At 35.0% G+C, this 25,645-nt stretch carries 30 protein-coding genes; 2 read left to right on the forward strand and 28 right to left on the reverse strand.

Translation table 11 applies throughout. The annotated features are described in order from the left end of the window. Positions 1 to 2: 2 nt before the first annotated feature. From spoIIIAD to F8153_RS11400, 19 genes are all read right to left on the reverse strand, one after another. The gene (spoIIIAD, locus tag F8153_RS11310; RefSeq protein ID WP_151866470.1) at positions 3 to 389 is read right to left on the reverse strand and encodes a stage III sporulation protein AD; all 387 of its coding nucleotides are present in this window, start codon (positions 387 to 389) and stop codon (positions 3 to 5) included. A gap of 14 nt (positions 390 to 403) precedes the next feature. After that, complete coding sequence (gene spoIIIAC / locus F8153_RS11315; protein ID WP_330577780.1) at positions 404 to 607, reverse strand: stage III sporulation protein AC; 204 nt, start codon at positions 605 to 607, stop codon at positions 404 to 406. Positions 608 to 620: 13 nt separating this feature from the next. Further along, positions 621 to 1,142, reverse strand: a complete 522-nt coding sequence (locus tag F8153_RS11320) for a sporulation protein (RefSeq protein WP_151866471.1) — start codon at positions 1,140 to 1,142, stop codon at positions 621 to 623. Between the two features lies 1 nt (position 1,143). Then, positions 1,144 to 2,175 carry a stage III sporulation protein AA gene (gene spoIIIAA, locus F8153_RS11325; RefSeq protein ID WP_243136961.1) on the reverse strand — a complete coding sequence of 344 codons (1,032 nt, stop codon included), beginning with the start codon at positions 2,173 to 2,175 and terminating at the stop codon, positions 1,144 to 1,146. A gap of 202 nt (positions 2,176 to 2,377) precedes the next feature. Next, positions 2,378 to 2,836, reverse strand: coding sequence for a CD1247 N-terminal domain-containing protein (locus F8153_RS11330; protein WP_151866472.1), 459 nt, complete (start codon positions 2,834 to 2,836; stop codon positions 2,378 to 2,380). Positions 2,837 to 2,924: 88 nt separating this feature from the next. Next, a complete protein-coding gene (gene efp / locus F8153_RS11335; RefSeq protein ID WP_151866473.1) occupies positions 2,925 to 3,482 on the reverse strand; it encodes an elongation factor P in 558 nt (185 codons plus the stop codon). Between the two features lie 140 nt (positions 3,483 to 3,622). After that, a complete protein-coding gene (locus F8153_RS11340; RefSeq protein ID WP_151866474.1) occupies positions 3,623 to 4,684 on the reverse strand; it encodes a M24 family metallopeptidase in 1,062 nt (353 codons plus the stop codon). Beyond that, positions 4,659 to 5,132 (reverse strand): type II 3-dehydroquinate dehydratase, encoded by a 474-nt coding sequence (gene aroQ / locus F8153_RS11345; protein ID WP_151866475.1) that lies wholly within the window; start codon positions 5,130 to 5,132, stop codon positions 4,659 to 4,661. The genes F8153_RS11340 and aroQ overlap by 26 nt, the downstream gene beginning before the upstream one ends. A 107-nt stretch (positions 5,133 to 5,239) precedes the next feature. Beyond that, complete coding sequence (locus F8153_RS11350) at positions 5,240 to 5,572, reverse strand: late competence development ComFB family protein (RefSeq protein ID WP_243136962.1); 333 nt, start codon at positions 5,570 to 5,572, stop codon at positions 5,240 to 5,242. Beyond that, the gene (locus F8153_RS11355; protein ID WP_151866477.1) at positions 5,566 to 5,916 is read right to left on the reverse strand and encodes a cytochrome b5 domain-containing protein; all 351 of its coding nucleotides are present in this window, start codon (positions 5,914 to 5,916) and stop codon (positions 5,566 to 5,568) included. The genes F8153_RS11350 and F8153_RS11355 overlap by 7 nt, the downstream gene beginning before the upstream one ends. 228 nt (positions 5,917 to 6,144) lie before the next feature. Further along, positions 6,145 to 7,179 (reverse strand): hypothetical protein, encoded by a 1,035-nt coding sequence (locus F8153_RS11360; protein ID WP_151866478.1) that lies wholly within the window; start codon positions 7,177 to 7,179, stop codon positions 6,145 to 6,147. A 50-nt stretch (positions 7,180 to 7,229) separates the two neighbouring features. Beyond that, entirely contained in the window at positions 7,230 to 8,714 is a 1,485-nt protein-coding gene (locus tag F8153_RS11365) for an S-layer homology domain-containing protein (protein WP_151866479.1), read from the reverse strand. 14 nt (positions 8,715 to 8,728) lie between these two features. Beyond that, a complete protein-coding gene (locus F8153_RS11370; protein WP_151866480.1) occupies positions 8,729 to 10,069 on the reverse strand; it encodes a LysM peptidoglycan-binding domain-containing protein in 1,341 nt (446 codons plus the stop codon). Continuing rightward, positions 10,059 to 10,619 (reverse strand): PilN domain-containing protein, encoded by a 561-nt coding sequence (locus F8153_RS11375; RefSeq protein WP_151866481.1) that lies wholly within the window; start codon positions 10,617 to 10,619, stop codon positions 10,059 to 10,061. Before F8153_RS11375 ends, F8153_RS11370 begins: the two co-directional genes overlap by 11 nt. 11 nt (positions 10,620 to 10,630) lie before the next feature. Further along, a complete protein-coding gene (pilM, locus tag F8153_RS11380) occupies positions 10,631 to 11,707 on the reverse strand; it encodes a pilus assembly protein PilM (protein WP_151866482.1) in 1,077 nt (358 codons plus the stop codon). Positions 11,708 to 11,757: 50 nt separating this feature from the next. Further along, positions 11,758 to 13,554 (reverse strand): hypothetical protein, encoded by a 1,797-nt coding sequence (locus F8153_RS11385; RefSeq protein WP_151866483.1) that lies wholly within the window; start codon positions 13,552 to 13,554, stop codon positions 11,758 to 11,760. Positions 13,555 to 13,580: 26 nt separating this feature from the next. After that, a complete protein-coding gene (locus tag F8153_RS16325; RefSeq protein ID WP_207707730.1) occupies positions 13,581 to 15,170 on the reverse strand; it encodes a VWA domain-containing protein in 1,590 nt (529 codons plus the stop codon). A gap of 35 nt (positions 15,171 to 15,205) precedes the next feature. Beyond that, entirely contained in the window at positions 15,206 to 15,649 is a 444-nt protein-coding gene (locus F8153_RS11395; RefSeq protein ID WP_151866484.1) for a hypothetical protein, read from the reverse strand. A 37-nt stretch (positions 15,650 to 15,686) separates the two neighbouring features. Next, a complete protein-coding gene (locus tag F8153_RS11400; protein ID WP_151866485.1) occupies positions 15,687 to 16,439 on the reverse strand; it encodes a prepilin peptidase in 753 nt (250 codons plus the stop codon). 128 nt (positions 16,440 to 16,567) lie between these two features. On the opposite strand from F8153_RS11400, the gene F8153_RS11405 reads away from it, so the two are divergent. Continuing rightward, complete coding sequence (locus tag F8153_RS11405) at positions 16,568 to 16,873, forward strand: DUF5658 family protein (protein WP_151866486.1); 306 nt, start codon at positions 16,568 to 16,570, stop codon at positions 16,871 to 16,873. Between the two features lie 201 nt (positions 16,874 to 17,074). Here F8153_RS11405 and F8153_RS16590 read toward each other — a convergent pair whose 3' ends face one another. The 7 genes from F8153_RS16590 to dcd all read right to left on the reverse strand — a co-directional run bounded on the left by F8153_RS16590 (position 17,075) and on the right by dcd (position 23,559). Further along, complete coding sequence (locus tag F8153_RS16590) at positions 17,075 to 17,437, reverse strand: type II secretion system protein (protein WP_151866487.1); 363 nt, start codon at positions 17,435 to 17,437, stop codon at positions 17,075 to 17,077. 185 nt (positions 17,438 to 17,622) lie between these two features. Beyond that, the gene (locus tag F8153_RS11415) at positions 17,623 to 18,834 is read right to left on the reverse strand and encodes a type II secretion system F family protein (RefSeq protein WP_151866488.1); all 1,212 of its coding nucleotides are present in this window, start codon (positions 18,832 to 18,834) and stop codon (positions 17,623 to 17,625) included. A gap of 14 nt (positions 18,835 to 18,848) precedes the next feature. Next, complete coding sequence (locus F8153_RS11420; RefSeq protein WP_151866489.1) at positions 18,849 to 19,904, reverse strand: type IV pilus twitching motility protein PilT; 1,056 nt, start codon at positions 19,902 to 19,904, stop codon at positions 18,849 to 18,851. Between the two features lie 10 nt (positions 19,905 to 19,914). After that, positions 19,915 to 21,594 carry a GspE/PulE family protein gene (locus F8153_RS11425; protein ID WP_207707729.1) on the reverse strand — a complete coding sequence of 560 codons (1,680 nt, stop codon included), beginning with the start codon at positions 21,592 to 21,594 and terminating at the stop codon, positions 19,915 to 19,917. A 284-nt stretch (positions 21,595 to 21,878) separates the two neighbouring features. Further along, positions 21,879 to 22,385, reverse strand: coding sequence for a YqeG family HAD IIIA-type phosphatase (locus F8153_RS11430; RefSeq protein ID WP_151866490.1), 507 nt, complete (start codon positions 22,383 to 22,385; stop codon positions 21,879 to 21,881). Positions 22,386 to 22,439: 54 nt separating this feature from the next. Then, a complete protein-coding gene (locus F8153_RS11435; RefSeq protein WP_151866491.1) occupies positions 22,440 to 22,868 on the reverse strand; it encodes a hypothetical protein in 429 nt (142 codons plus the stop codon). A gap of 169 nt (positions 22,869 to 23,037) precedes the next feature. Beyond that, positions 23,038 to 23,559, reverse strand: coding sequence for a dCTP deaminase (dcd, locus tag F8153_RS11440; protein WP_151866492.1), 522 nt, complete (start codon positions 23,557 to 23,559; stop codon positions 23,038 to 23,040). A gap of 255 nt (positions 23,560 to 23,814) precedes the next feature. On the opposite strand from dcd, the gene F8153_RS11445 reads away from it, so the two are divergent. Then, a complete protein-coding gene (locus tag F8153_RS11445; protein WP_151866493.1) occupies positions 23,815 to 24,552 on the forward strand; it encodes a DUF881 domain-containing protein in 738 nt (245 codons plus the stop codon). A 127-nt stretch (positions 24,553 to 24,679) separates the two neighbouring features. On the opposite strand, the gene F8153_RS11450 is transcribed toward F8153_RS11445, so the two are convergent. Both F8153_RS11450 and F8153_RS11455 read right to left on the reverse strand, forming a co-directional pair. Further along, positions 24,680 to 25,027 (reverse strand): hypothetical protein, encoded by a 348-nt coding sequence (locus F8153_RS11450; protein ID WP_151866494.1) that lies wholly within the window; start codon positions 25,025 to 25,027, stop codon positions 24,680 to 24,682. 19 nt (positions 25,028 to 25,046) lie between these two features. Beyond that, positions 25,047 to 25,574, reverse strand: coding sequence for a GNAT family N-acetyltransferase (locus F8153_RS11455; protein ID WP_151866495.1), 528 nt, complete (start codon positions 25,572 to 25,574; stop codon positions 25,047 to 25,049). Between the last annotated feature and the right edge of the window lie 71 nt (positions 25,575 to 25,645).

Below are 25,645 nucleotides of genomic sequence, written 5' to 3' on the forward strand. Positions count from 1 at the left end.
TCCTAAGGTACCATATTTATAATTAAATCCATTAATGAAACTAAGATTGGTACTGCCATAACCATAATTAAGACCTTACCTGCAAACTCAATTTTTGAGGCAATCACCCCTTCCCCTGCATCTCTACATACTTGTGCACCGAACTCGGCTATATAGGCTATTGCAACGATTTTCAATACGATTGATAAGTAGACATCCTCTATATCGATTCTGCCAGCCAGCTGATTTAGGATTTCGATCACCGATTGTAGTTGTGACAGGACCAGCAAAAATATAATTAAGCCTGCAACTATGCTAATATAAATACCGAACTCGGGCTTATGGTTTTTAAGTAATATGGCCAAAATAGCTGCCATAACTCCAATTGCTACAATTTGAAAAATATTCATAACTTTTCACATCCTTAATACAACTGAAACATTGTTTTTACTGTATCAAAGAGATTGCTGACTAAATTAATCACCATCATCAGTACTACTACAATTCCCACAAGGGTGGTCATCATTGCCTGTTCCTCTCTTCCTGCCTTATTTAAAACCATATTTAAAACAGAAACAATTATACCAATGGCTGCAATTTTAAAGATTATATCAACATTAATGGTCATTGTACTCCCTCCCTTAGAATAGAATTATTACAATAGTAACACCTGTCAACAATCCTAAATGTCTATAAAGCTTTAAATTTTTATTCTCTTCTTCAATAGCCTTGTTATAATTCCTTTTCACTTCCTCCATTAAAATTCTTAAATATTTTACCTGATTCACCCCATCTGAATTTCCTAAATTACTGCCTAAAAGCCTTAACAATTCTAAATCCTCTTTATATAATCCCGAGGTTTCACCCTCGGAAGAAATCGCTAGATTCCATGCCTCCATAAAGCTATTACTTCCATTTTCCTGCAACGAATAGGCAGTTCTTAGTAGTAGCTTTGAAACATCCGAATTGCTTCTGTTGCCGATCTTTTCTAACAATAAGGGTAAGGGTGTTGCATTATAGCTGATTTCAGTTTCAAACATCTGTAGTGCAACAATCAATTCTCCCAAAAGTTTTTTCCTTTCTGTGAAGGTTCCAGCGTAAATTGAACCCAACTGAAAGGAAGAAACCACGATCACAGCTGAAACCACTAGCTTTAACCACATACTAATTCACCACCTTATTCCTAATGGGAGTACCTATTAGATTGACTTTTGTATTAACATCGATGATTGACTCAATGGTTCCTATGTCATTTTTATTAGACAAAATAATCATTCTTTCGAAAACCTTATTTTTCACTAAGTCTCCTATAACTTTTTTGCCATAGATATCCTCCAAAGAAGTTCCATGAACAGTGGTTATTAATTTAATGCCTGCTAACAATGCTTCAGAAATGGCGTAGCTGTCCTCTTCTCTGCCTATCTCATCGGTGGCAATTACATTAGGGGACATTGCCCGAATTAAAATCATCATCCCTTCTGCCTTTGGACAACTATCTAATATATCCGTTCTGATCCCTAAATCCAGCTGCGGAATGCCATTGCAACTGGCTGCAAGCTCTGATCTCTCATCAACTACTCCAACTTTAAGACCCAATATTCCATTACTGGCATTACCATTGCTAACGTTGAGAATAATATCTCTAAGGAGGGTTGTTTTACCACATTGGGGTGGAGAAACAATTAAGGTATTGAGAAATTTCCCTTTATGATATAGATAAGGCATTACAGCCTTTGCTGCCCCCTTCTTCTCTCTAGCAATTCTAAAATTGAGGCCATTAAAATCCTTCATAGTTCTTATGGATTTACCATCATATAGTACCTTTCCTGATAAACCAATTCGATGACCACCGGCTATAGTAATATATCCACGCTTTATTTCTTCCTCTACTGAATAGAAAGAGTAATTGGAAATGAATTGTATGGATAAATCAATATCCTTCCTTGTTACCATAATTGCCCCTTGGGAGTTCCTTAATAATCTACCATCGGATGCAAGGAAATAATCCTTATTACCTCCATATACCATTAGAGGCCTGTTGATTCTAAGCCTGATTTCCTCTAAATCCCTCTTAAAATCTATGGGTAGAGCTTTTATTGCTGCTCGTATGATAGGGCATAGGTAAGCTTCATATATTTCAGTTCCAGTCTTTTCATTCATTCTTTCTCTTCTTATCTGAGGTTGATTATTCATCATAACAACATGTCCCCTTCCTTATATATATAGATATTAGAGAAGGTCCTTTAATATTCTAGAAACCATAAGGAAGATGAAAAAAATAATAAAACACCTATAATCCTGATGGATACAATAATACAGAATGATTAATGTTTTAAACATAAAAAAACCAATGAACTTAATCATTGGTTTTTTGAGATCTAGTATTTTATTAATTTCTTTAGTCTTCTTGATCTATTTCATCATCATATTCATCATGATGATGTCCACAACAGCCATCGTGATAATGTTCTTCTTCCATTACTGTTATTGTTCGATGACATTTTGGACATTCAACTTCCAACTCATCTTCACCATCCAGCAAGTCTTCATCAACATAGATCTCTTCACTGCAGTATGGACACTCTACTTCAGCGAAGTCAATATCCTCGTCATCGTAGTCCTCATCTTCATCTTCTTCAAAGATTTCATCCTCAACATCCATTAAATCTTCGTCTAAAGCTTCTACATACTCACTTAGGTCATTTTGCTCATCACTTAACTCCACAATTGCATCAGCAAAATCTTCAAGGGTATCAATAAAACTCATTAGAAGCTTTCCTTCCTTTGAACTCTCCTTGATATTTAAACCATCTGCCAATCCCTTTAAGTAGGCTACTTTTTCAAATAAATGATCCATAGTATTTACCTCCTCTTCTCTTTAGAAAATAACATAAGAAAGATATTCTTTCATTATGCTTATATAGTATTACATTGAAAACATGATTTTATGCCCTTGACATATACTCTCCAATCCTTGTGTCCACTCTAATAACATCACCTTCATTAATAAAAAGTGGTACCTGCACTACCGCTCCAGTCTCTAGGGTAGCTGATTTTGTCACGTTAGAAGCAGTATCACCTTTAATACCTGGCTCTGTTTCAACAACAGTTAATTCCACAAAGTTTGGTGCGTCAACTTGGAATGCTTTCCCTTGATAAAACTTAATGGTTGCGCTATCATTTTCCTTAAGAAATTTGATTGCATCTTCAACCTCTTCATAACGCAATGGAAATTGTTCAAAGGTTTCATTATCCATAAAATAATAAAACTCTCCATCATTATATAGGTATTGCATTTCCTTAGTTTCAATATGGGCCCTTGGAAACTTGTCACTTGGGTTGAAGGCTTCTTCTCTAATGGCACCAGATTTTAAATTCTTGTACTTAGTTCTTACGAAGGCAGCACCTTTACCAGGTTTAACATGTTGAAAATCTAGTATTACATATGGTTCCCCATTCATCTCAAAGGTAACACCTTTTCTAAATTCACTTGCTGAAATCATTTTATCCCTCCGCGTTTAATAATGTAAGATTAAAATTAAAAGTTAAAAGTTAAAAGTTAAAAGTTAAAAGTTAAAGGAAAAACTGCTTATTAGTTTATACTTGCTTCATTTCTCACTTTACATTTTTCACTTTTCACTAATTAAAGCTCTATCAGTTCTTTAGTAGATTTTGATAAGACCTTATAACCAGTCTCTGTTACAGCTACAAGATCTTCAATCCTAACTCCACCAAAATCAGGAATATAGATACCTGGCTCATCTGTAATAACCATACCTGCCTCCATTGCTGCTTCTCCAATGGAGTTAACATGGGGTAGCTCATGGATCTCAAGTCCTACACCATGGCCTAAACCATGGCCAAAGTACTGACCATATCCCTTCTCGGTGATGTAGTTTCTTGCGATATCATCTAAATCCTTACCAGTTATTCCAGGTTTAACAGCCTCTAATGCCATTTTTTGAGCTTCTAAAACAATATTATAGATTTCTTTTTGCTTTTCGCTGGTTTTACCTACAACAACTGTTCTAGTCATATCAGAGCAGTAGCCCTTATAAACACACCCAAAATCCAGGGTAACAAAGTCTCCCTCTTCAATAAGCTTCTCTGAAGCAACTCCGTGGGGTAAGGAAGAACGATTACCAGATGCAACAATGGAGTCGAAGCTTAACTTCGAAGCACCTTGCTTTTTCATAAAGTGCTCTAGCTCCAAGGCTATATCTAGCTCTCGAACACCAGCCTTTATGTAGGCTTGAATATGCTGAAATGCTAGGTCTCCTATGGCTGCAGCCTTCTCTATCATTTGAAGCTCATCGGAGGATTTAATAGCTCTAAGCTTTGTAATTGCACCCTTTAACGGGATAAATTCTACATTTTCAAGCTTCTCCTTTAATTCCATATATTGACAATAGGTTGCAAAGTCATCTTCGAAGCCTATACTAGCAACATCATATTCTTTAATTATGGATGATAAAGGTTTTGTTTTACTATTTTCAACAACTGTATAACCTATACATTGGGTCATTGCTTGTTGGGTATATCTAAAGTCAGTAATAAAAATGGCTTCTTTATTGGTAATAAGAACATATCCTGTGGTGCCTGTGAAGCCAGAAGCATAAAACCTATTCTCTGGTTTTTGTAATAAAATCCCATCGATTTCTTTTTCTTTTAAGATTGACCTAAATTGATCGATTCTTTTTGACATTCATATCCCCCTTATTCTGCAACCCCTCATTCAAGAAGGCATACAGGGCCATTACATAACTGTAATATCCAAAACCACTTATTACACCAATGCAGGCACCTGCTGTTACAGATTTTTTTCTAAAATCCTCACGGCTATATATGTTGGAAATATGCACTTCAATAACAGGTGATTTAATACCCTTAATTGCATCATAAATTGCCAAGCTATAATGGGTGTAAGCTGCTGGATTGATGATAATTCCATTAATATCAGCATTGAGATGCAGCTTATCTATTATTTCACCCTCACTGTTACTTTGTATTATCTCCAATTCTACATTGTTTTTATAAGCAATTTCCATTAATAGCTTATTAATTTCCTGTAGAGTGTTATTTCCATATACCTCAGGCTCCCTACTTCCCAACAAATTGAGGTTGGGGCCATGTATCACCAATAATTTTTCCACAGTTGTTAAACCCTTCCTATGTAAATTCCTATTCTATAATACCATATTTTAAATTATTTGAATAGCTTACATTCATTTTAATAACATAGTATTTTTGTCACTATTCCTTAATGTCTTGGTCTTTCAATAACCTTCTTTATTGCAATCACCAAGGCAGTAATAGCATCAGCTTCAAATTGAGAGGATAGCTCATTAACCTTAGTATAAACCTCACCTGCTTCAGTAGCAACATACTTAGGTGGAAGATGATTAAGGGCAATTGCCTTAATATCACTTGCACATCTTTGGCATTTGCAAACCTCAGGATATCTTTTTATAACTTCTGGAAACATCCTATCAATTACATCCTCCATATAGTTCTTTACCCTCATTACTAATACCTCCTCTAAGTTCATTAAATAATGGGGCAGCACCTGCCCCAAAAGCTTTAATCTCAGCATTCATCCAATAAATATTTTCCCACTACAGGCAATCCCTCTAGTTTAGATATACCATGGGGTGAATTGGTATTTATTTCGTAAGTAAGGTCTTTACCAGCCTCAAAGTCGTTATGCTTTCCCTCAGCCCAAGAATCTGCGTTGGTTACATCATAAACAATGCCATCTACTGCTATATATGCAGGTCTACCTTCTTTCCCATCATATTTACTCAGTTCTGCTTTGTCGAAAAGTTTTTCACTAGAATCCGTTGAGGATGAATCATCCTTATTAAATAGTGGTGAAAATATTGTAAAAGAGAGGATTCCTATCAATGCTACAATAATAATAATGTTGATTTTTTTCATACTTTACCCTCCAATTATAATGATTGTATTTTATAATCCAACTGAGAAATGGAAATATATACTTTAATTATAAAGACTAGCTTCCTTAAAGTCAAACCCAACACTACTTTATTGTAGGATGAGCAAATAAAATTGGACATAGGACCCTTTTTTCAACAAAAAAAGAGAGCCAAAATGGCTCTGTTATATAGGAGTTGGTTAATAATATTTTGGAGCTTTAGTACTTTTTTAGTCAATATAAGGAACCTTTAAGGTTTTGAATTCCTTATTCCCAGCTTCATCTATTGCAGTTATTTTAAGCTCTATATCTGAGTCTGGAAGATTACTTACAGATATTGATGTGGTGGTAGCCCTTCCCTCTATATACATTTTCACTCTGCCAGCTTCTGAAATAGCTTGATAACCTAAATGAACTTCGATCATATAATCAATATATTCTGATTGTAGATCCAACAAGCTAAGATCAAATTCTAGCCTTCCATTTACATGTATTAAGGAATGATAATGGCTGCTAACTTCTATTTGTGGCTTAGTTTTATCTATCAGATAGTATACCTGATAGATACTACCCTCTATCCCATGCTGATTTCTACTTCTAATATATACAAGTTTCTTTCCTTCACCCCCATCAAAGGAAAGCTTTAAATCAATGATATTACTAGAAACAGTATGCCATTCAGACCATTCTCTACCATCAATAGAATAGGATATCTCCTCAGTATTACTGGTTTTTAGGATTAAAACCGTATCATTAGATGAGATAATAAAGGGATTAAAGCTCTCTCCAGACTGTTTTATAGCTTTATCAGAAAAAGCCATCTCGTTGGCTAGAATATGATTTATTGTGGGTAATCCGTTATTAGAGGTATAATTTATTTCTCCCCATCCGTAGCTAACCTTGCCACCTATATCCTTTATTCTAACATAAATCCTTACCAAGCCTTCGGTTTCACCTATATCAAAGGCTGTATAGTACTCTTGATAAGCACCCTTATAATTGCTTTCCCAGGTTTTTGCATGTGGATTATATCCCCTCCAGTTATGGTTATCTAAAGAAAACTCTACTGAAGCAATATTCTCTTTTTGTATATTTACGGGCAATAGGTTTAGAATCACCTTATTACTGCTGGTAATCTCCTCACCATAATTTATCATAACCTTCACGCTACTTTCCTCATTCTGAAAACCCGCAAAGACCAATGAAAAGCTTAAGCTTATAAGGATTATACCTATCGTAGTGATTTTTAAAAGCAGCTTTTTCAATTTATAAACCTCCTTTTAAGGTAGGAAACTTTATGTAAAAAATCATCGGATTATTTCAGACTATATAAAAGGTAAATAATTTCTGCCTTTGTTACAAATAACCTATTATTTAGTAAGCCAAGGGAGCTAAAACCCTTTTCCTCCTCGAGTTTTTCTGCCACTGTCTCCCATTTAAAGCCCTTATTGTTTAAAATCTTTTGCATAATCCACTCAACCTCTTGATAGGATATTGGCATATGGGGCCTTAAAGTATCATCAGAATATCCGCTTATATAACCTAATGCTACTCCTTTACCAAAGGAATTTTCGTAATCCTCTAAGATAACACTATCCTTATATTTAGATAGATTTACATTGTTGATAGTAGGCCATTTATAGTATTTATCCAATAATAATATAAATTCACCTCTTGTCATGGGATTATCGGGTTTATAATATTTTCCTTCTTCAGCCCTTAATAAGTTGTTTCGATTAAAATAATCTAGTTCAACATTAGCCCAGTGATCCTCTATGTCTTCTAATTCTTTATAGCTTCCACTGATAAATACAGCATATTTTCCACCTTTGTAAAGGGGTTCCTCAATCATTGTGTAGATATCCTCCCCTTCAATTTTACTACTGAGATAAATCCAATCTCCATCCTTTAAGGCATATATCCCACCACTTTCAGGTCCGAAATATTTAAAGGATAGTCTAAAGGGCTTCTGAGGAAAAATTGTTGCTTCCTGTAGCTTCACCTCATAAAGCTCTGTAGTAGGGGTTAGCTGAAAGATGGGATCTAATACCTTTAGTTCACTAGTTTCAATAGCTATATAATTATCCTTGTATAGCCCACCCTTGTCAAAGGTGATGGTCATAACCTTATCATCAGAGGATATGGATCCACCAAAGGTGGTAATATTGGTATATTCAATCTCATCTACTACATTTATATTTTTTAGGATTTCATTTAAATTGGCATTTCTAAAGCCCATAATATAATGGGTTTCGAAGGCCTTTTTAAAGCCCTCCAGAAAACCGCCTTTATAGGAAGGGACCTCTCTATATAGGTTATAGGTTTCAATAATCTCTTCATCGGAGGGCAAAACCCTTCTCCAGCTGCTGTTTAGACCCTTTTCAAAGTCCTCAGTACCCTTTAGCTGACCCATAATTTCACCAATAGCCAATCCGTCAATTAGACCAGTATTATCAGCTTCTTCTGTTGCCAGTGTGACATTTGATTCTCGAAAGGCTTCTTTATAGCCCTCTTCAAAGTATTTTCTAAAGTAGGTAATAAAGGCATTGCGATAGGTGTAGGTTTCTCTAGATAAATTGAATAATTTAATGATTTCCTTTTGAGAAGGTATGGCTTCCTGCCAATCGTTATCTTTACCATCATTGTAATCATTTTTTCCAAATAATTCTCCAATAAATTTCCCCACCGTCTCCCCATCTTCTTTACCATGGTCGGAGTCAATGCTACCATAGGAGAAGCTAGTAAATACAATAGTTAAGAGCAGCAATATCAAAACAATTCTTCCAATAGATTTTTTCAACTATCATCACCCCTTTATGGTTTTGGAATAATCAATATTTTGCCTGCCGTTAGATCACTTTCCTTTTCTAATCCGTTAATCCTCATAATTTCATATACATAGCTATTGCTATTATAAAATCTCATGCTAATTTCTATAAGGGTATCATTAGGTTGAACCTCATAATGAATAAATTCATCTTCTTCCATAATAATGGGGTCAACAACAGGCTCTGGATTGTAAATTGCTTCTAACCCATCTAATAATAGAACCCCACCTTCTTCATTACCACTGGTAGACTCAATCATAATTCCATCCAGTTCAATGGGATAGAGTGTTTTATCTTGCGGTATTAGGGCAGACACCTGATTCCAACCAACCCAGTTTATATTATTTGTAAAGTCAAGGGTATAAACTTGGCTGTCAGTCGTCTTCAAGCGACCCCTTAGTATTAAATCAGCAGGGTTATAGGAATAAACCCAAAGATTAATGGCCATAGGAGGATCCTTTATGACTAAGGGAGAACCTCCTAAAGATATAAAAACATGAGAGGTTTCGTCTCTTTTGGGAAAATTGTATTCTAGTTTTAAGGAGTAATCCTTAACCTTAGAGTTTGAATTTAGCGATCCATTAGCCTTTATATTACTATGGGAGGAGTTCAAACTATAGTTAAGTTCCATATAATCCTCAAGTAGAACTCTACTTGTTTCAAATTCTATGATAATATCTTCAAAGTTTATGTTAGATGAAGCTTCATCATTAAAATCTCCGTTATGTACAAATGGGTTATGATAACTTCCTTCCGTTACCATCCATTGGGTATTTAATTGTTGGGATTCTTCAAAACCGTGAAAGGTTAGCAACAAGTTCCCATTTAACAAACCCTCTTCAGAGGCGGCAATTCCTAAGCTATCAACAATGATTTTTTTCTCATAGCCATTTATTAACTCCATAAAATCCAATAAAGATGAATAGCTACCTTGGTAGGCTAAAGTAACACTCATAGAGTATAGTTTTGTATGGTTGTAGTCTTCATTTTTCATGGGTAGAAAGGTTAAACTATTGGAGGTTAAATTAGATGCATTCAAAAAATCATAGATTATTGTAATGATATCCTCTTGAATGATGGCTCCAAAGTAGTTTTTCTTAACTTCATCAGCATCATTTTCCAACTCCTTTAAGCTAGCGTCAAGTTCCTTTTCCAATGCAATATAGCGATTAATCGTATCATAATCCATGTCCTTTTCCAGCTTCTGAGCCTTCAAAGATTCAATAGCTCTATTTTGATTTCCTAAAACTAGCTCATTGTATCCCCAAAGAAATACCAAGGTTAAGAGTATAATTAAAAGGTTTCTTTCTCTCTTACTAATCTTCATCAAGATTCACATCCTTAAACTTAGAGGTTATAGAAAATTTATAGATTCCATTTTCCGAATAAATGGTTGGTATAAAAACATCATATAATCCTTGATTTGCCTTCAGGTTAAATTCTAACTGAGCTATATGATTCTTAGAATTTGCAATGCCTGATATTTCAATAGTACCATCGCTAATATTTAAAGATTGAAAATATACTCCCTCAGGTAAGCTTTGGGTAAGGGTGGTAATCAAATCATTATGAATATTTACTGCTGTATCTATTTTAGCTTCAGCATTCTTTACTTCAGATATATATTTCCTAAGGGTTTCTAATTCTTCCTTCTTCCCATCTATTCTATCAATTGTACTTTTTGTATAACTGGAGTCTAAAACTTCCTCCATTGCGTGAATATCTTTTTCTAAGCTTAAATAGTTTAGATGATTAAACAAAGGATACATTACCAATAGGGCTATGGCCACAGTACTTATAGCTATATAAATTAATCTTCTTAAATCTTGTTTTTCCCCTTTTTCAGCATAGGTTTGAAAAAAATTATAATCCTTCACAGATATCCCCCCTATCTACCAATCATTGCGCCTATAGCATTATAATAGGTATCCAAATCCTTAGTTAACAGGTTTTTGTTTTTATTAATTCCAGCTATATCCGTTAATTTATAAGTGGGGATTTGAAAGGCCTCCTTAAAATATCCCTCAATACCCTTTACTCTTGATCCACCACCATATAGATAGATTGCATCTAGCTTATTGTTAACCTCTCTACTGGTATAATACTTAAAGAGCCTCTCGATATCATAGACCCAATTGTCTATAGTAGCCTTTATATTGCTATTTACAATTTCCTCTAATTCACTAAGGGTGCTACCTTGAATATTCTTTATTTCTTTCTTCTTTTCCGAAGCCTCTCTTAATGTTAGATTTAAAGCATTGGCAAGATTAACATCAATTTCATTGCCTCCAGACTGTATTAATCTATTAAATTTTAATACTTTCTTCTCAATAATAATTACATTCATACTTTTATAGCCTATGTCTACCACAGCTATGGTTTTATTAGACACATCTTCCCCTTTGTTGAGAAAGGCCTTTTCTATTATAAGCTTATAGATGCTATTGAAATTAAGATCCAAAACCACCGCCTTAAGCTTTAATAGCTGGGCTAACTGATAATACTCTGAAACCATCTCCTTTGGTAATGCTGCCACCTGAAGATTGGATTTCTTAATACCAGATTCCATAAATTCTTCAAGGATTTTTTTCTGAAGAATGTAATCATCTAGGTTCACTGGTAAATACTGTTGTAGCTCATACTCCAAAATAGATTTTATTTCTTCTGGTTTTGTAGTAGGTAATATAATTTCTCTAGTAATAACAGAAGTGCTTCCTATTGTAAAAATCAGTCGTTTAGCTTTAATCTTTTCTATCTCAATTGTCGTACTTACTGCTTCCCTCAATTTGTTAATATCGGTTATTTTCCCATCAGAAACTGTCTCTAAGGGTGTAGGGATAGAGATCAGCCTTTCTATATTAATAGCACTTCTTGTCCAATTTCCTTCAACTATTTTGATACTATGGCTTCCAATATCCAATGATAAAAACGGACCATAAAACATATTTAATAATTGATTTTTCAAGCATATCACCCCTTGTAAATTTTTAACTCCTAAATTATTCACTACCTATGCTATTGTATTTCACCTTGAATGGGTCCTGCATCCATCATTAGATATGTACCTGAAACCTTAAGGATATGATCCTTACTTTCAAAGATTGCTCCAGCACTGTAGATACCGTTCACTCTGTTGGATGAAGTATACACATTGATATAAGCATCTTCCCTCATTCTTAATTCTGAAGCTAAAGCTGATAGCCTTCTATTAAAGTATATTAAAATTTCACCATCATGAGATATCAACGTGGAATTGTCTATAGCAGCCTCCTTACTGGCGTTAATAAGAATTCTTGAATCACTGCTATTTCGTATATGAAGACCTTCTCCAGCGATATTGCCATTACTTAATATTTCTACGTCCCCGGTGAAAAGGAAATTATCAGCATCAAATTCGCCAATATTTGAATTGGTCATATGGATATCATCCTCAGCCATTATATAAATGTTTTTGTCACCTATCGATATGATTTCAGAGGAAAGAATCTCTATATTATGGCGGGATTTTATCTCAATTACACCTATGGATGATGAAGCTTCTGGTTGAATAATTGAATGATCAATTACTATATCCCTACTGTTATGAATATTTGGAGCTCCACTGGTATCAATAATCACATTTCCCCCGGTCAGAATAGTTGACCCCAATAGATTCATTAGTCCATTAGCAGATAATTGAACATCCCTCATTGATTCTATTAAGGCTTTATTTTGCAGATTTATATTGCCCCTTCCTTCTGTAATAAGGTTAATATTACCCTCTGTTGATATTTTAGGACCTGTGGTATGTCCTGAAGGATTTTGGTATTGATAGAGGGTTATGTTTCCATTTCTTGTTTTCAAATGAACATCTGTTTTGTTTTGAACCTCTATAATCGTTGCTAGATGGATGTTATTACATACTATCCAATCTAATTGTTTGGTATTATCAATCACGATATCTCCAATGTTGGTGGGTACATATAGGGATCCACCCAAGAGGCTAACCTCGTTTAAATCTTCATCATAAAAAGGGGTTTCAGTGTCAAAGGCTGTGAACAAAACCTCTTTATCAAATTTATAATCTACCCCTTCTTCATAAATTCCATTATCATTTAAATCAACCCATGGAAAGTTGCCCATTTTCCAATCCGGTCCAGAAACGAATACTGCTTGGCTGGCAACTTCCGCCCCCCTTAATCCATGTACATCAACTGGGGTTACTGTAAATACAATATAACGATTGGGGAAGGCCGATAAATTGCTTAAGCTGAAGGAGGCTTCTCCAGTTATTAATTGATAGTCCCTTGGAAAATCATTGCCCCCTGCCTCTGGCTTTGTAACATACCATCTGTAAAGGTGGGTATAAACAGCAGAGCTCCCCTCTACTGTATCGTAGGATCCAGTTAATATTGAGGATTGGTCTGCATTTAGATCATTAGGATCATTACTTACGGTTATTTTAACATTTTCAGCTACAGGTGGATTTGCTGCAGCTTTTTTTGAATAAACTTCTGAAAGAAACACAAAAACCTCAAGGCTAGGATTATCGGGAAAGGGTATTTCCAGTAGGTTTCCTTCAACATTCTTTCCAAAGAATTCTATTGGAGTAGGATCACTTGCCCTTAGGTTATGAACAATTTCCCTTCTGATTTCTAAAACATTTTTTTCTATTTCTTCCTGCCCATTAAATAGGTTTATGGTTGCTTTTTTGGTATCATTCATCATTTTTATACTAGAAGAAAATAAAGTCAAAAATCCTATGGAGATAATTCCTAGAAGAGCAATAGATATGATGATTTCAATTAAAGAGATGCCTTTTTTATTCAACATAAAATCTATTTTCCTCCCTAGTTAGTTTATTGCGGTCCATAAATATGCCATAAATCACTTAAAATAATGACTCTAACTTCCTCGAAAATTTCTGCAAGGTCCTCTTGGTTTTGGGCTGAGTAATAAGTGCCATTGCAAATATTTGCAATCTCCGTAGCCCTAGCAACTTCCTCTGGTACTGCAGTGAAACCAATTACAAAGGTTTTTATATTGATTTCGCCATTATCAATTAGGTTTTCACCAATGTATTCAACATAATTCATAGAATCAGCTATATTAGATGCTGTTGAAAATCCAGTACCAATGATTTCATTACCGTAAAACTGTAGAGGTACGCTTGAATTATTAGACTGCTCCACCCACCCTGGAGAGCTATACATTGTATGACTTGAGGAAAAATCATCAGTACTTCTTAGATATATTTGATCCTGATAATAGCCCTGCCCTGGCCAAAAGCCAGTTCTAATCCAAGCAGTTCTTCTATTGGTTGCCTGTAGAAAAACATTGTCATCAACATTTCCATCATCAAGTTTGTAATCACTGATATCGGTAAATTCATTTGTTCTGGTTAGCCAATAGTTGCTATAGCCAGGCCATTGTCTGTTTCTTACGGCATCGGTTTGGGGCTTAACGCTAGAAAAGGTTGGGTCACCATCCACCAATAAAATCACATAATTCATAATATCAAAATCCGTATGATCATTATTGTAGTTTTTTAGCTGATGAAATCCCCTTCTCATTCCGTCTCCAATATTGGTTCCTCCAAATGCCGTCAAATCATTGATTTCATCCAGTAAAAAATCCTCATTTACTGAAGCATCATAAAAGTCAGAGGGATTGTTAGCCGAAGTTGAAAAGGGTATTAAGCTGACATCCACCGTTTCCATCTCTGAAAAGCCCTCTATCAAATCGATGGCTTCATTTTTCATAATATCGACACGCCTATTGGGATAATTAGCGCTAGAACCATTCATACTCAATGCCATACTCCCTGAAATGTCTAGTACCATTGATACAGCAGCCCTTGCGTTCTCAGGCTTAGGTCTTTCATCGGTACGATAGGCCAGCGCTGTAGCATAGATTCCATCTGTCCCTCGATCTACCACCTGCAATGCATTTAGGGCTTCAACCTCAGATTCAATAACAATTCTCTTATTTTCAGCTCCCACTATAAAGCCTTCTAAGGCAAAGCTTAATAGTTTACTATCGAAGGATAGATCCTTTTTATGGAAGGAAAGATTATAGTTAAGAAACGCCTCCGATGTTACTATAATTTTCTTATCATGGTTCCCGGTGGCCTCATTATATAAATAATGAATGATTTCTGTTTTATCCTCACTAACCCCAAAATAGTTCCAATTCTCAGCTAATTTATCCTCTTTAAAGCTTTCCATAGGAACAGTAAATACAGCGGTGGAGTATCTAATAAATTCATTGATTTTTTCAGTAGCCACCCTCATTTCAGATTGTAATCTGTATTCATCAATAGTTGTTTTATGGGCTCTAGTTGAGAAGTTCAACATAGAAACAGCTATTAAAATAACCATTCCCAGTAAGGCTAAGCTTAGAATTACCTCCAAAAGAGTAAAACCCTTTTTATTCAAAATTCGATTCATTTACATCACTCTCTCCTATTGATGCTATAGCCTTGTTATTTTGATCTATAAATGGCAGTAGGGTTATTGATGTTAAACTCCATTTTGGTGCTATGGGTTACCCCAGAAACCCCTAATCTTCCTATAGATAATATCCTAATCCATTGCTCTCCATCCTTTGTAAAGGAAGAAACCGATACATCTATGGTTCCATTGCCAAAGGGTTTATTCAGTTCCTCCATCTGATGGGTAGGATCATTTATAAAGTCGTCCAACAAGTGGGCATTATCCATCATCAGAGCCCCATAAGCTAGTTCTGCCCCAGAAGTTGCTAGATAATAGGCCCGCATGGAATCCTCCTGAAGCTTTACTTGTTTGATGTTGGTGTTGTTAATATAAATCACCGAGGCAATTAATATTGTAATAACCATAAAAACAATTAAAACCAACGGCAAAGAGGCCCCATTTTTACTCTTTATCACTTTGTAAATTTTCAACATCCTAATCTCTCCTAAAAGCCTTGAAGCTCAATTATGGCTAAATTATACTTAAATACCATTGTAGAAGCTCCTTACCGAAAAAAGTGACAATGGTAGTAGCTATAACAATAAAGGGCCCAAAGGGAATGTAATCCTTTCTTCCCTTCATCCTCAATAGAACTAACATACTAGATAGGATTCCACCGATTATAAAGGATAAAAATATAATTAGGATAACCTCCATTAAGCCAAACCAAAATCCTAAGGCTGCCATTAGCTTAATATCTCCCCCTCCCATTGCCCCATTGGTTAAGACAGCAATAAGGAGAAAGAAGCCTCCAGCAACTAACAAACCCAGGAAATTACTTAAGGGAAAAGAATGAGTGGCAAGATTTTTTGATCCAATAAAGATCATTGCTAAAACAAAAATGAATATATTTAAACCATCGGGGATTATTTGATGGTAATAGTCAATCATAAAAATAACAATCAATCCACTTATAAGAAGGGCATATTGTAGAAACTCAATAGAAAAACCAAATTTCATAAAGAGCAGCACATACATAAGACCATTCATAGACTCAACAATTGGATATTGAAGGGAGATTTTTTCACCACAATACCTACATCTGCCTCTATAGATTATAAAGCTGATAATGGGAATTAAATCTATAGCCTTTAATGAAGTTTTACATTGGGTACAATGGGAGGGGGGAAATACAATTGATTTTTCCTCTGGAATACGGTAAATACAAACATTTAAGAAGGAACCGATAACTAACCCAATTGTAAAGATGAGCAAATAATTCATGATTGTCCTCCTTCTTCTGTAAAAAAATCCATTACTAAATCCATAGCTTTGAATAGTTTTTGAAAAAAATTTTAATACTATCATACAATACCCATCTGTAAAATAAGCTGTTTTAGGGGGTGTATGATATGAAAAAAAACAAGCTAATATACCTTTTAATTTACCTATTGACCATTATGGATGTCCTCTGTACATCCATTGGTATAAAGCTGAAGCTAGTTAGTGAGGCCAATCCTATATTAGCCTTCTTTATAAATAAATCCTTGTTATTAACAATGATGGCTGTACTTCTATTTGTTGGTGGTCTATTATACTTTATTTATAAGGTAAGAAACAGAATTAAGTGGCTACCTACGGCCTTAAGTCTCGTTGTAGTAGTTAAGGTGTATGTAATGTTTTTGCATGCAAGGTGGATGGTAGCTGCGCTAAATTAAGATTGAAGAATTAAGAATTAAGAATGTTGAATGAACAGCTAATGTTGAATGTTAAATGTTGAATGAACAGCTAATGTTGAATGTTAAATGTTGAATGTTGAATGAAGGTTGGAGGGGCAAGCCCCTCCTATTTTGTTAAAAGGTAATATGTAAACCTAAAGAGCTAAGCTGGGACACTAAACATCCCTTTGTCCCAAACTTCTAGGGAATTGCTGTCAAAGTGTTTGTCCCTGGTGCCCATCGTCCACCTGGTGTATCTATGCTTTCTACATCAACTCCATTATAGTTTATTACATAAGTTCCATTTAAACCATCTAGGTATGAAGTTAAATCTGTCATTGCAGGTGTGGAATTTTCTCCAAACTGTGCTTTATACATATTTACTGCATTTAGAATTGTTCTAGCATTGGCAACTTCAGCTATTTCTTCTGCCTGACCTCTAAAAGCACCTAATCTAGGCACTGCTATGGCCGCCAAAATACCTAAAATAGCTATTACTACAATAAGTTCTATTAGGGTGAAGCCTTTTTTGTTTCTAATTTTTCTGTTGATTAATTGAATCATTATTTCTCCTCCTTTTTTTATGTATATATTTATTTTTTCCCTGTTTTATTTATCAGGGCAAAGATGATTAAATTAAGAATTAAGATTTTGGAATTAAGAATTAATGTTTGAACAATATTAAAATATCTGCTTCGATTTATCGAAGCTACTTTAATTCAACATTCATCATTCAACATTACATTGAATTATATTGTACTTATCATATCAAACATTGGCAGAAGCATTGCAATTACTATGGCTCCAATTATCAAGGCCATAAAAACGATCATCAAGGGCTCTAATAATCCCGTCATCTTTTGAATGGCAGTTTCAACCTCATCATCATAAAAGTTTGCAGTTTTCTCTAATATATCATCCAAGGCTCCTGATTCCTCGCCGATTTGAAGCATCGAGTCCAACATTGGAGGAAAAAAGCCACTGTTTCTTATGGGCTTAGAAAGGGGTGCCCCCTTTCTCACATCCTCCATTGTTCCATGAATAACCTTCTCTAGCACCTTATTTCCAACAACCCTAGCAACGATATCCAAAGCCTCTAAAAGAGAGATTCCACTAGCTAAAAGGATGGATAAGGTCCTTGAAAATCTTGAGGTTGCTACCTTCTTTATGGTGTTACTTACCACTGGTATTTTTAGCTTGAAGCTATCAAAGGAATACTTACCATCCTCGGTACTGATAAAGACCTTAAAGGAAAAAACCATTAATACAGTAGCAGCAACAAAGAAATACCAATAAGTGGTTAAGGTGTTACTTATATTCAGAAGTATTTTTGTCGGTAAGGGTAAAGGCACCCCGCTTCCTTCAAACATACTTACAAAGGTGGGCATTACAAAGGCTAGTAGAAATACCACCACTGTTAGGGCTAATATACTAAGAACTAAGGGATACATCATAGCTGTTTTTACCTTGTTGTTGATTTTGTTCTCCTTTTCATAGTGTTCTGCCATTCTATTCATTATGGTATCCAAGTTACCACTGGCTTCACCTGCTTCCACCATGTTAATAAACAAATCTGGGAAAATATTATTTTTTGTCTTCATGGCTTCAGAAAGGGTTCTACCTTTTTGAAGATCTTCATAAATGTTGGCAACAGCCTCCCTTAGCCTTTTATTCTCCGTTTGCTTTTTTAATATATCTAAAGAGGCTATTATACTAACACCTGCATTCAGCATGGTGTAGAACTGTCTACAAAATATGGATATATCCTTAACCTTGATCCTACCACCAATGGTAAAGCTGTTCATATTGAGGTTTTTACCTTCTGTTGCCTCAATAATATTTATGGGATATTGGTTACTTTCCCTTATTAGGGTAACTACTTCACCCTTACTATTGGCAACAAAAGTGCCTTCTACGGTTTTTCCTTCACTTGTAGTTGCTTTATAACTAAAGGTTGGCATATAAACACCTCATTTTAAAGTAAAATCATTCTATTAATAAATTCAACATCTACTCCCTGACTAAGGAGGGTTTCTTGGTCAATAAGGTCCTTTTTAAAAAGATTAATTAAGCAGCTGTCCATCAATTGCATCCCATATTTTGATCCTGTTTGAATGCTATTTTGTATTTGATGGGTTTTACCCTCTCTAATTAAATTCTTTACAGCAGGATTGGCAACCATCACTTCGAAGGCTGCTACTCTGCCCCTTCCATCCTTTTGAGGTAAGAGTTGCTGAGAGATGACTCCCTGAATAACAGAAGCCAACTGAACTCTAATCTGCTGCTGTTGATGGGGTGGAAATACATCAATTATTCGATCTATCGTTTTAGCTGCTCCTAGGGTGTGAAGGGTGGATAGAACAAGATGTCCGGTTTCTGCCGCCGTTATAGCAATGGAAATCGTCTCTAAATCCCTCATTTCTCCCACGAGAATCACATCGGGATCTTGTCTGAGAGCTGATCTTAAGGCATTGGAAAAGCTATTGGAATCATTACCAATCTCCCTCTGATTTACGATACTTTTGTTATGCTTATGTATATATTCAATTGGATCTTCGAGAGTTAGTATATGATAGCTTTTTTCTCTATTGATTAAATCGATCATAGAAGCCAGAGTAGTGGATTTACCGCTACCGGTGGGACCAGTTACCAATATAAGGCCCCTTGGTTTGTTGGCCAGCTCCTTTACCACAGGAGGAATCCCCAAGGTCTCCATAGAGGGAGTATTTAATGGTACCTGTCTTAAAGCCAAACCGTAGCTTCCCCTTTGCTTAAAAATATTGACTCTAAATCTTCCCAAGCCAGGGCTGCTGTAGGAACAATCAAGTTCTCCTCTTTCATCTAGCTCTTCAAATTGGTGGTCATTAATGACTTCTTTAACTAAGGATTTGGTATCCTCTGGTGTTAAAAATCCCTCCGTCATGGTGATCAATTTACCATTTAATCGCATTGTTGGAGGATATCCAACTGTGATGTGTAAATCCGAGGCATTACTTTCAACAATCCTTGATATTAAAACTGTAATATCCATCTGTGTCCTCCTAATCTAAGCTGTAGGCTACCTTCAATAATTCCTCAATTGAGGTAACGCCCTTTAAAACCAATTCTCTACAGCTGTCCTTTAATGTTGTCATTCCATTTTTTTCTGCTTCATCTCTAATCTCATCAATTGAAGCGCCTCTATCAATCAAAGCCCTTATCCCCTTTGAAATAGCCATTACCTCATGTACAGCAATTCTACCTTTGTATCCAGTATTGTTGCAGGTGTTACAGCCTTTACCAGTATAAAGCTTGGTTCCTCTTTCTAGGTTTAGGATCTTCATTTCCTTTTCTGTAGTGGTATACTGAGATTTACAGTCTTCACAGAGTCTTTTAACCAAACGTTGTGCAACAACCCCCACCATCGAAGAAGAAACGAGATATGAGTCCACACCCATATCCATTAATCTAGCAACCGTTGATGCTGTATCATTTGTATGCATAGTACTTAGTACTAAATGTCCGGTTATTGCTGCCCTAACAGCAATCTGTGCGGTTTCTGAATCCCTAATTTCACCAATCATAATAATATCAGGGTCTTGTCTAAGTATCGATTTTAATCCATTTGCAAAGGTTAGTCCTGCCTTGTTATTTACTTGTACCTGTGAAATACCCTCCAATTGGTATTCCACAGGATCTTCAACGGTTATGATGTTTTTTTCAATTTTATTTAACTCCCTTAATACTGTATATAGGGTTGTACTTTTACCACTGCCAGTTGGTCCAGTTACTAGCACGATTCCATTGGGATTTTTAATAATTCCATCAAATATAGCCAAATTATTATCTGTAAAGCCCAATTGGGTTTTTGTCACTAAAAAGTTTCCCCTATTTAAAAGTCTAATAACAATTTTTTCACCGAATACAGTTGGTAGAATGGATATCCTTAAATCTACCTCTACTCCATCAACCGACATCTCTACCCTACCGTCTTGTGGAATTCGTTTTTCAGCTATATCCATTTTTCCCATAATCTTTATTCTTGTTACTATGGCAGAATGAGTAGACATGGAGGGTGTCATAATCTCCTGTAGATCACCATCAATTCTAAAACGTACCCTTATGAATCTTTCAAAGGGCTCTATATGTATATCACTGGCATTATATTTTATCCCTTGCTTGATGATAGAATTAACCAGTTTTACAACAGGAGCATTTTTTATAGCACTTAATACCTCTTCATCAATGTTCTCGATATCCTCTAAGTTATATTGCTCTTTAAACTCTTCTATAGCCTTCTCTGCACTTTGCTTTTCATAATATTTTTCAATGGCAGCCACAATTGATGTAGAGGAGGCTATTACAGGCTCCACCTCCATTTTTGTGGCTATTTTGATATCATCTATGGCAAAAATATTAAGGGGATCTGACATAGCTACCACCAGCTTACCCCTTGAAATCTTTATGGGCATTAACAGGTGTCTTCTTGCCAACTTTTCTCCAACCAACTTAATAACCTCTGTGTCTATATAGTACTTTTCTAGGTCGACATGAGGAATTCCTAATTGAAATTCTAAAACCTCAATCATAGCTTTTTCTTCAATAAATCCCTTTTCAATTAAAACTTCACCCAGCTTCTTACCGGTAGATTTTTGTAGTTCTAACGCTCTCTTCAGGCTTTCATGGGTAATAATTCCGGATTCTACCAAAATATCCCCTAACCTTTTTCTAATTATTGCCATAAAAAATCCCCCGTTTTAATTTATTGGTACTACTAGATTCGTATAAACTCATTAGGCTTCATTTATAGTATTTATAGGCATATAGTCCTATTTTTACTAATATAAAATATTCTCTTTAATTTGCCAAATTCCTTCATTTTATTTTACATATGTTGAAAATTATATAGAAAAAACAGTTTAAACCTCTAATTAACTCGAATAATAAAGGCCCTGACCAATTATAGTCAAAGCCTTTAAATTGTAAGTTTTTTGTATACTTGCTAGTTTGCTAATGAAATTATCAACTAGATATCTCCCCTATGGCTAGGAATCACCCGCTTAAGGACATGTCTTTCCACTTTTCTTACAAGGGTTGTCCACCAAAATTCTTTACTCTCAATTGGAATCACCAATATTGTAAATAGTCCCATTCTGTTTCCACCGAGGACATCGGTAAAAATTTGATCACCAATGACTGCGGTATTCTTTAGATTAGACTTCATTAGCCCCATGGCCTTTTTAAAAGCTCCCCTTCGAGGCTTAGTAGCCCTATGGATGGCTGGTAGCTTAAGTTCTTCATTGAAGGTTACTACCCTATCCTCTGTATTATTAGAAACCAAACAAACATCAAAGCCCTGCTCCTTAAGCTTTAATAGCCACTTTTTTGTATCTTCACTGGCAAACTTAATATCCCAGGCAACAAGGGTATTGTCAATATCAATAATTAATCCCTTAATTCCTCTCTCCTTTAGCGTATCAAGGTTTAGTTGAAATATTGAATCAACAAATAAATCAGGAGTTAATAGCTTCATTTATATCACCTCTTTTTACTATATCTATATTATACCCAAATTTAATCATGTGATTTATCTATAGGTTCTAAACCTCATCTTCCCAGTTTCCTTTATGTCGATTTTATTTGAAGCTAAATCTTCCTTAGCCTTGTCTAAACTCCTAATCATCTCTATTTCACAAGGAGGACAGAATTTATGATGGGCAGAAAGAAGTAAACAGCCACATTTTGCGCATTCTAAATTTAAGAATTCATTGGGTATCTCTATCAACCTTCCATCCTTTATATAGTTGTTAATAATATGCATTGATATACCAAGCCTTTGCTGTATTTCAAAGGAGGTTGATGCGGGATATTCTTTGAGATAATCTCTAATTTTATCAAAGGTTTCTTCGACCTTTCTAAAACATGCTTCACAATAATTATGTAGGGAATTTTCATGTAACGGAGCTCTACACTTCCTACACACCTTAATTTTTATTTGACCAGATTCCTTTTTCATTTAAACCATCCTCACATATTATAGCATAGTTCGTAAAATTATCATATGTTTGAAGGTATTGCAGGCTATTGACTAATAAAACCTTATATGACTTTTTCTTTTACTTATATCTTCATTCTATTCTATTAGGAAAACCTGAACAATAGGTGCTCAGGTTTATTTTTTATGATTATTTTGCAAAATCCTTGTACAATAGGCTTGGCTGTATACCGATATTATTTTGATATTTGTTACTTTTATACCTATCATATTCTCCTTCAATGGTGTGATAGAATATTTGACAGATTTCCACACCTGGATAAACCTTAATAGGATGAACACAGAATATTTCTAAGGTCCAATAACCGTTAAAGCCTACATCTCCGAATCCAGCAGTAACGTGAACAAATAGTCCTAATCTGCCAATTGAAGATCTTCCCTCCAGCATTGGAACACAGCCTTCTGTTCTAGTATGTTCAAGGGTTCTCCCTAAATAGAGCTTTCCAGCCTCCAGCAATAACCCTTCCGCTGGGATAATAAGCTTTTCAGCTTTGTTTTCTTTTTTCATATCTAAAGTTGTCTCTTGGTAGACAAGTAATTCATTATGTAGCCTAAGATTATAGCTATTGGGATTCAATTGATCATCACTATAGGGCTCTATAAATATTTCTTTACCTAATCTTTTTTTAATTTCCTTACCAGAAAGAATCATAGCCAAATCTCCCATCTTATATAAATTTATTTAATAATTCTACAAAGTAATATAAAATCCTTTATAATATTTTTAATCAACTTTGGCTTATAAGTATTTTAATGTCCCTAAATAATTGTAAAACCTATTATATCCATCATTATTCCTAGTTTTTATAATTTATTAAATATGTTATAATCATACTTGTAGTAGAAAATTTATAAACATACTAAGAAAACTTTAATTAACCTATATATTTTTTCGGAGGCATCACCTATGAAGAAAATAAAACAAAATATCATTTTAGGTTTCCTGTTACTTTTGCTTGGTTTTATTATAGCTGCACAATTTCAAAATGTTAGAAAGGTAATAGGAGAAGACCTTTTATCAGTATCTAAAGCTAGACAGCTACTAAAGGAATTAAATGAAATCTCTGAAGAAAAAACTGCTATACAAGAAGAGATTTCAAAATTGGAGGGTGAGATAAAAAAGCTTGAAGAATCCGAGATGGCAGAAAGCTATATTATACAGAATTTACAAAATGAATTGTCTAAGTATCAAATTTTTGCTGGCACCAGAACCCTTGAAGGACCTGGCATAGTGGTTACAATTTCAGAACCTTCTGTAGAAACTGATGATGCTGAAGATTCCTTTTATTATGATGACTCAATTGTCGTTTACTACAAATACCTTCTAGGCATTATTAATGATTTAAATATTGCTGGTGCTGAAGCAATAACTATAAATGATCAAAGGTATTTGGCTACAACAGAAATTCGACCTAATGTAGATAATTTAATAATTAATGGAGTGCCTGTAACCCCACCTATTAATATAGCTGCCATTGGCGATCCTGATGAGTTGGAAGCTACAATGAATATCCCCTTTGGTTTAATTCAAGAAGAAATAAAGCTCTATACAAATTTACAGGTTAATGTTAAACGACATAACAATATTGTTGTACCAAGGTATAGCAGAGTTCAAGGCTTTCAGTATGCAAAACCAATAGAATAATATCATTCTTAAAAAATTAAAAAGATTCTTTCCTATTTAAATTGAGCTATCCTCAATTATAAAATCTGAAAGAGTTTTTTTTTAGGCTAATATTTCATCATTCCCACTATCGGAATAAGCATAAACATCATTCCTCCCGAAGGTTCTTTAGGTCAGCTTCTATACTCCATCCCTTTTCTTTACATATGGCTTCAAAATAACGAATCACCTCATTAACCCTAGAGGTTTCAGCACCCAATGTAAAGCCAAATAATCCAGTTCCACCGCCACCAGCAATGATATCAATTATACAAATATTATCACCTTGAAGCTTTATAATAAAGCTGGATAGTAGGTTGGAGTCGTTTCGTAAATAGTACTTTTCGCTATAATAAACGTAAACATTAGCTGAGGGCTGAAATTTAAAATCTCCCTCTACCATATCAATAATCTCACCAACCCTCTCACCCTCAATTCTAATACTATATGCATCCATCTCTAGCCCTCCCTTATAATTATCGTGCATATTCATGGCTTAAAATGGAATACACTAGTGAATCCTTAAAGCTACCCCTAACAAAAATATTCTCCCTAAGAATCCCTTCCTTTTTCATTCCAAGCTTCTTCATAACAGCTTCAGAACCTGTGTTTTCAGGTCTGCAAAATGCATAAATTCTGTGGGCCTTTAGATATTTAAATCCTAATTCCAAAAGGGCTGTAGCTGCCTCTGATGCGTAACCCTGCCTCCAATACTCAGAGTCCAGACAGTAACCAATTTCACAATTCGTGTCCCTTTGGTGAATACCACAACCACCTATTAATGTATGATTTTTCTTTAGTATAATGGCAAATTCAAAGTCTCTTCTATTTTCTTGTTTTTCCATATCTCTTGCCATTTTTATATAATTCTTCGTTTCTTCCTCGGTATTTGGCCCCCAGTCCATATATTTTATAACTTCAGGCTTTACGGCGTATCTATGTACACAAAGCCAATCCTCTACTTCAAAATCTCTAATAATTAATCTATTGGTTTGAATTTGCATATTATCCCCCTTTTTAATCTATTTCTTGTTAAAGAAATCCCAAAACCTTCCTTCTTGCACCATAATATGGT

The organism is Alkaliphilus serpentinus, assembly GCF_009017255.1.
Taxonomy (GTDB): Bacteria; Bacillota; Clostridia; order Peptostreptococcales; family Natronincolaceae; genus Alkaliphilus_D; species Alkaliphilus_D serpentinus.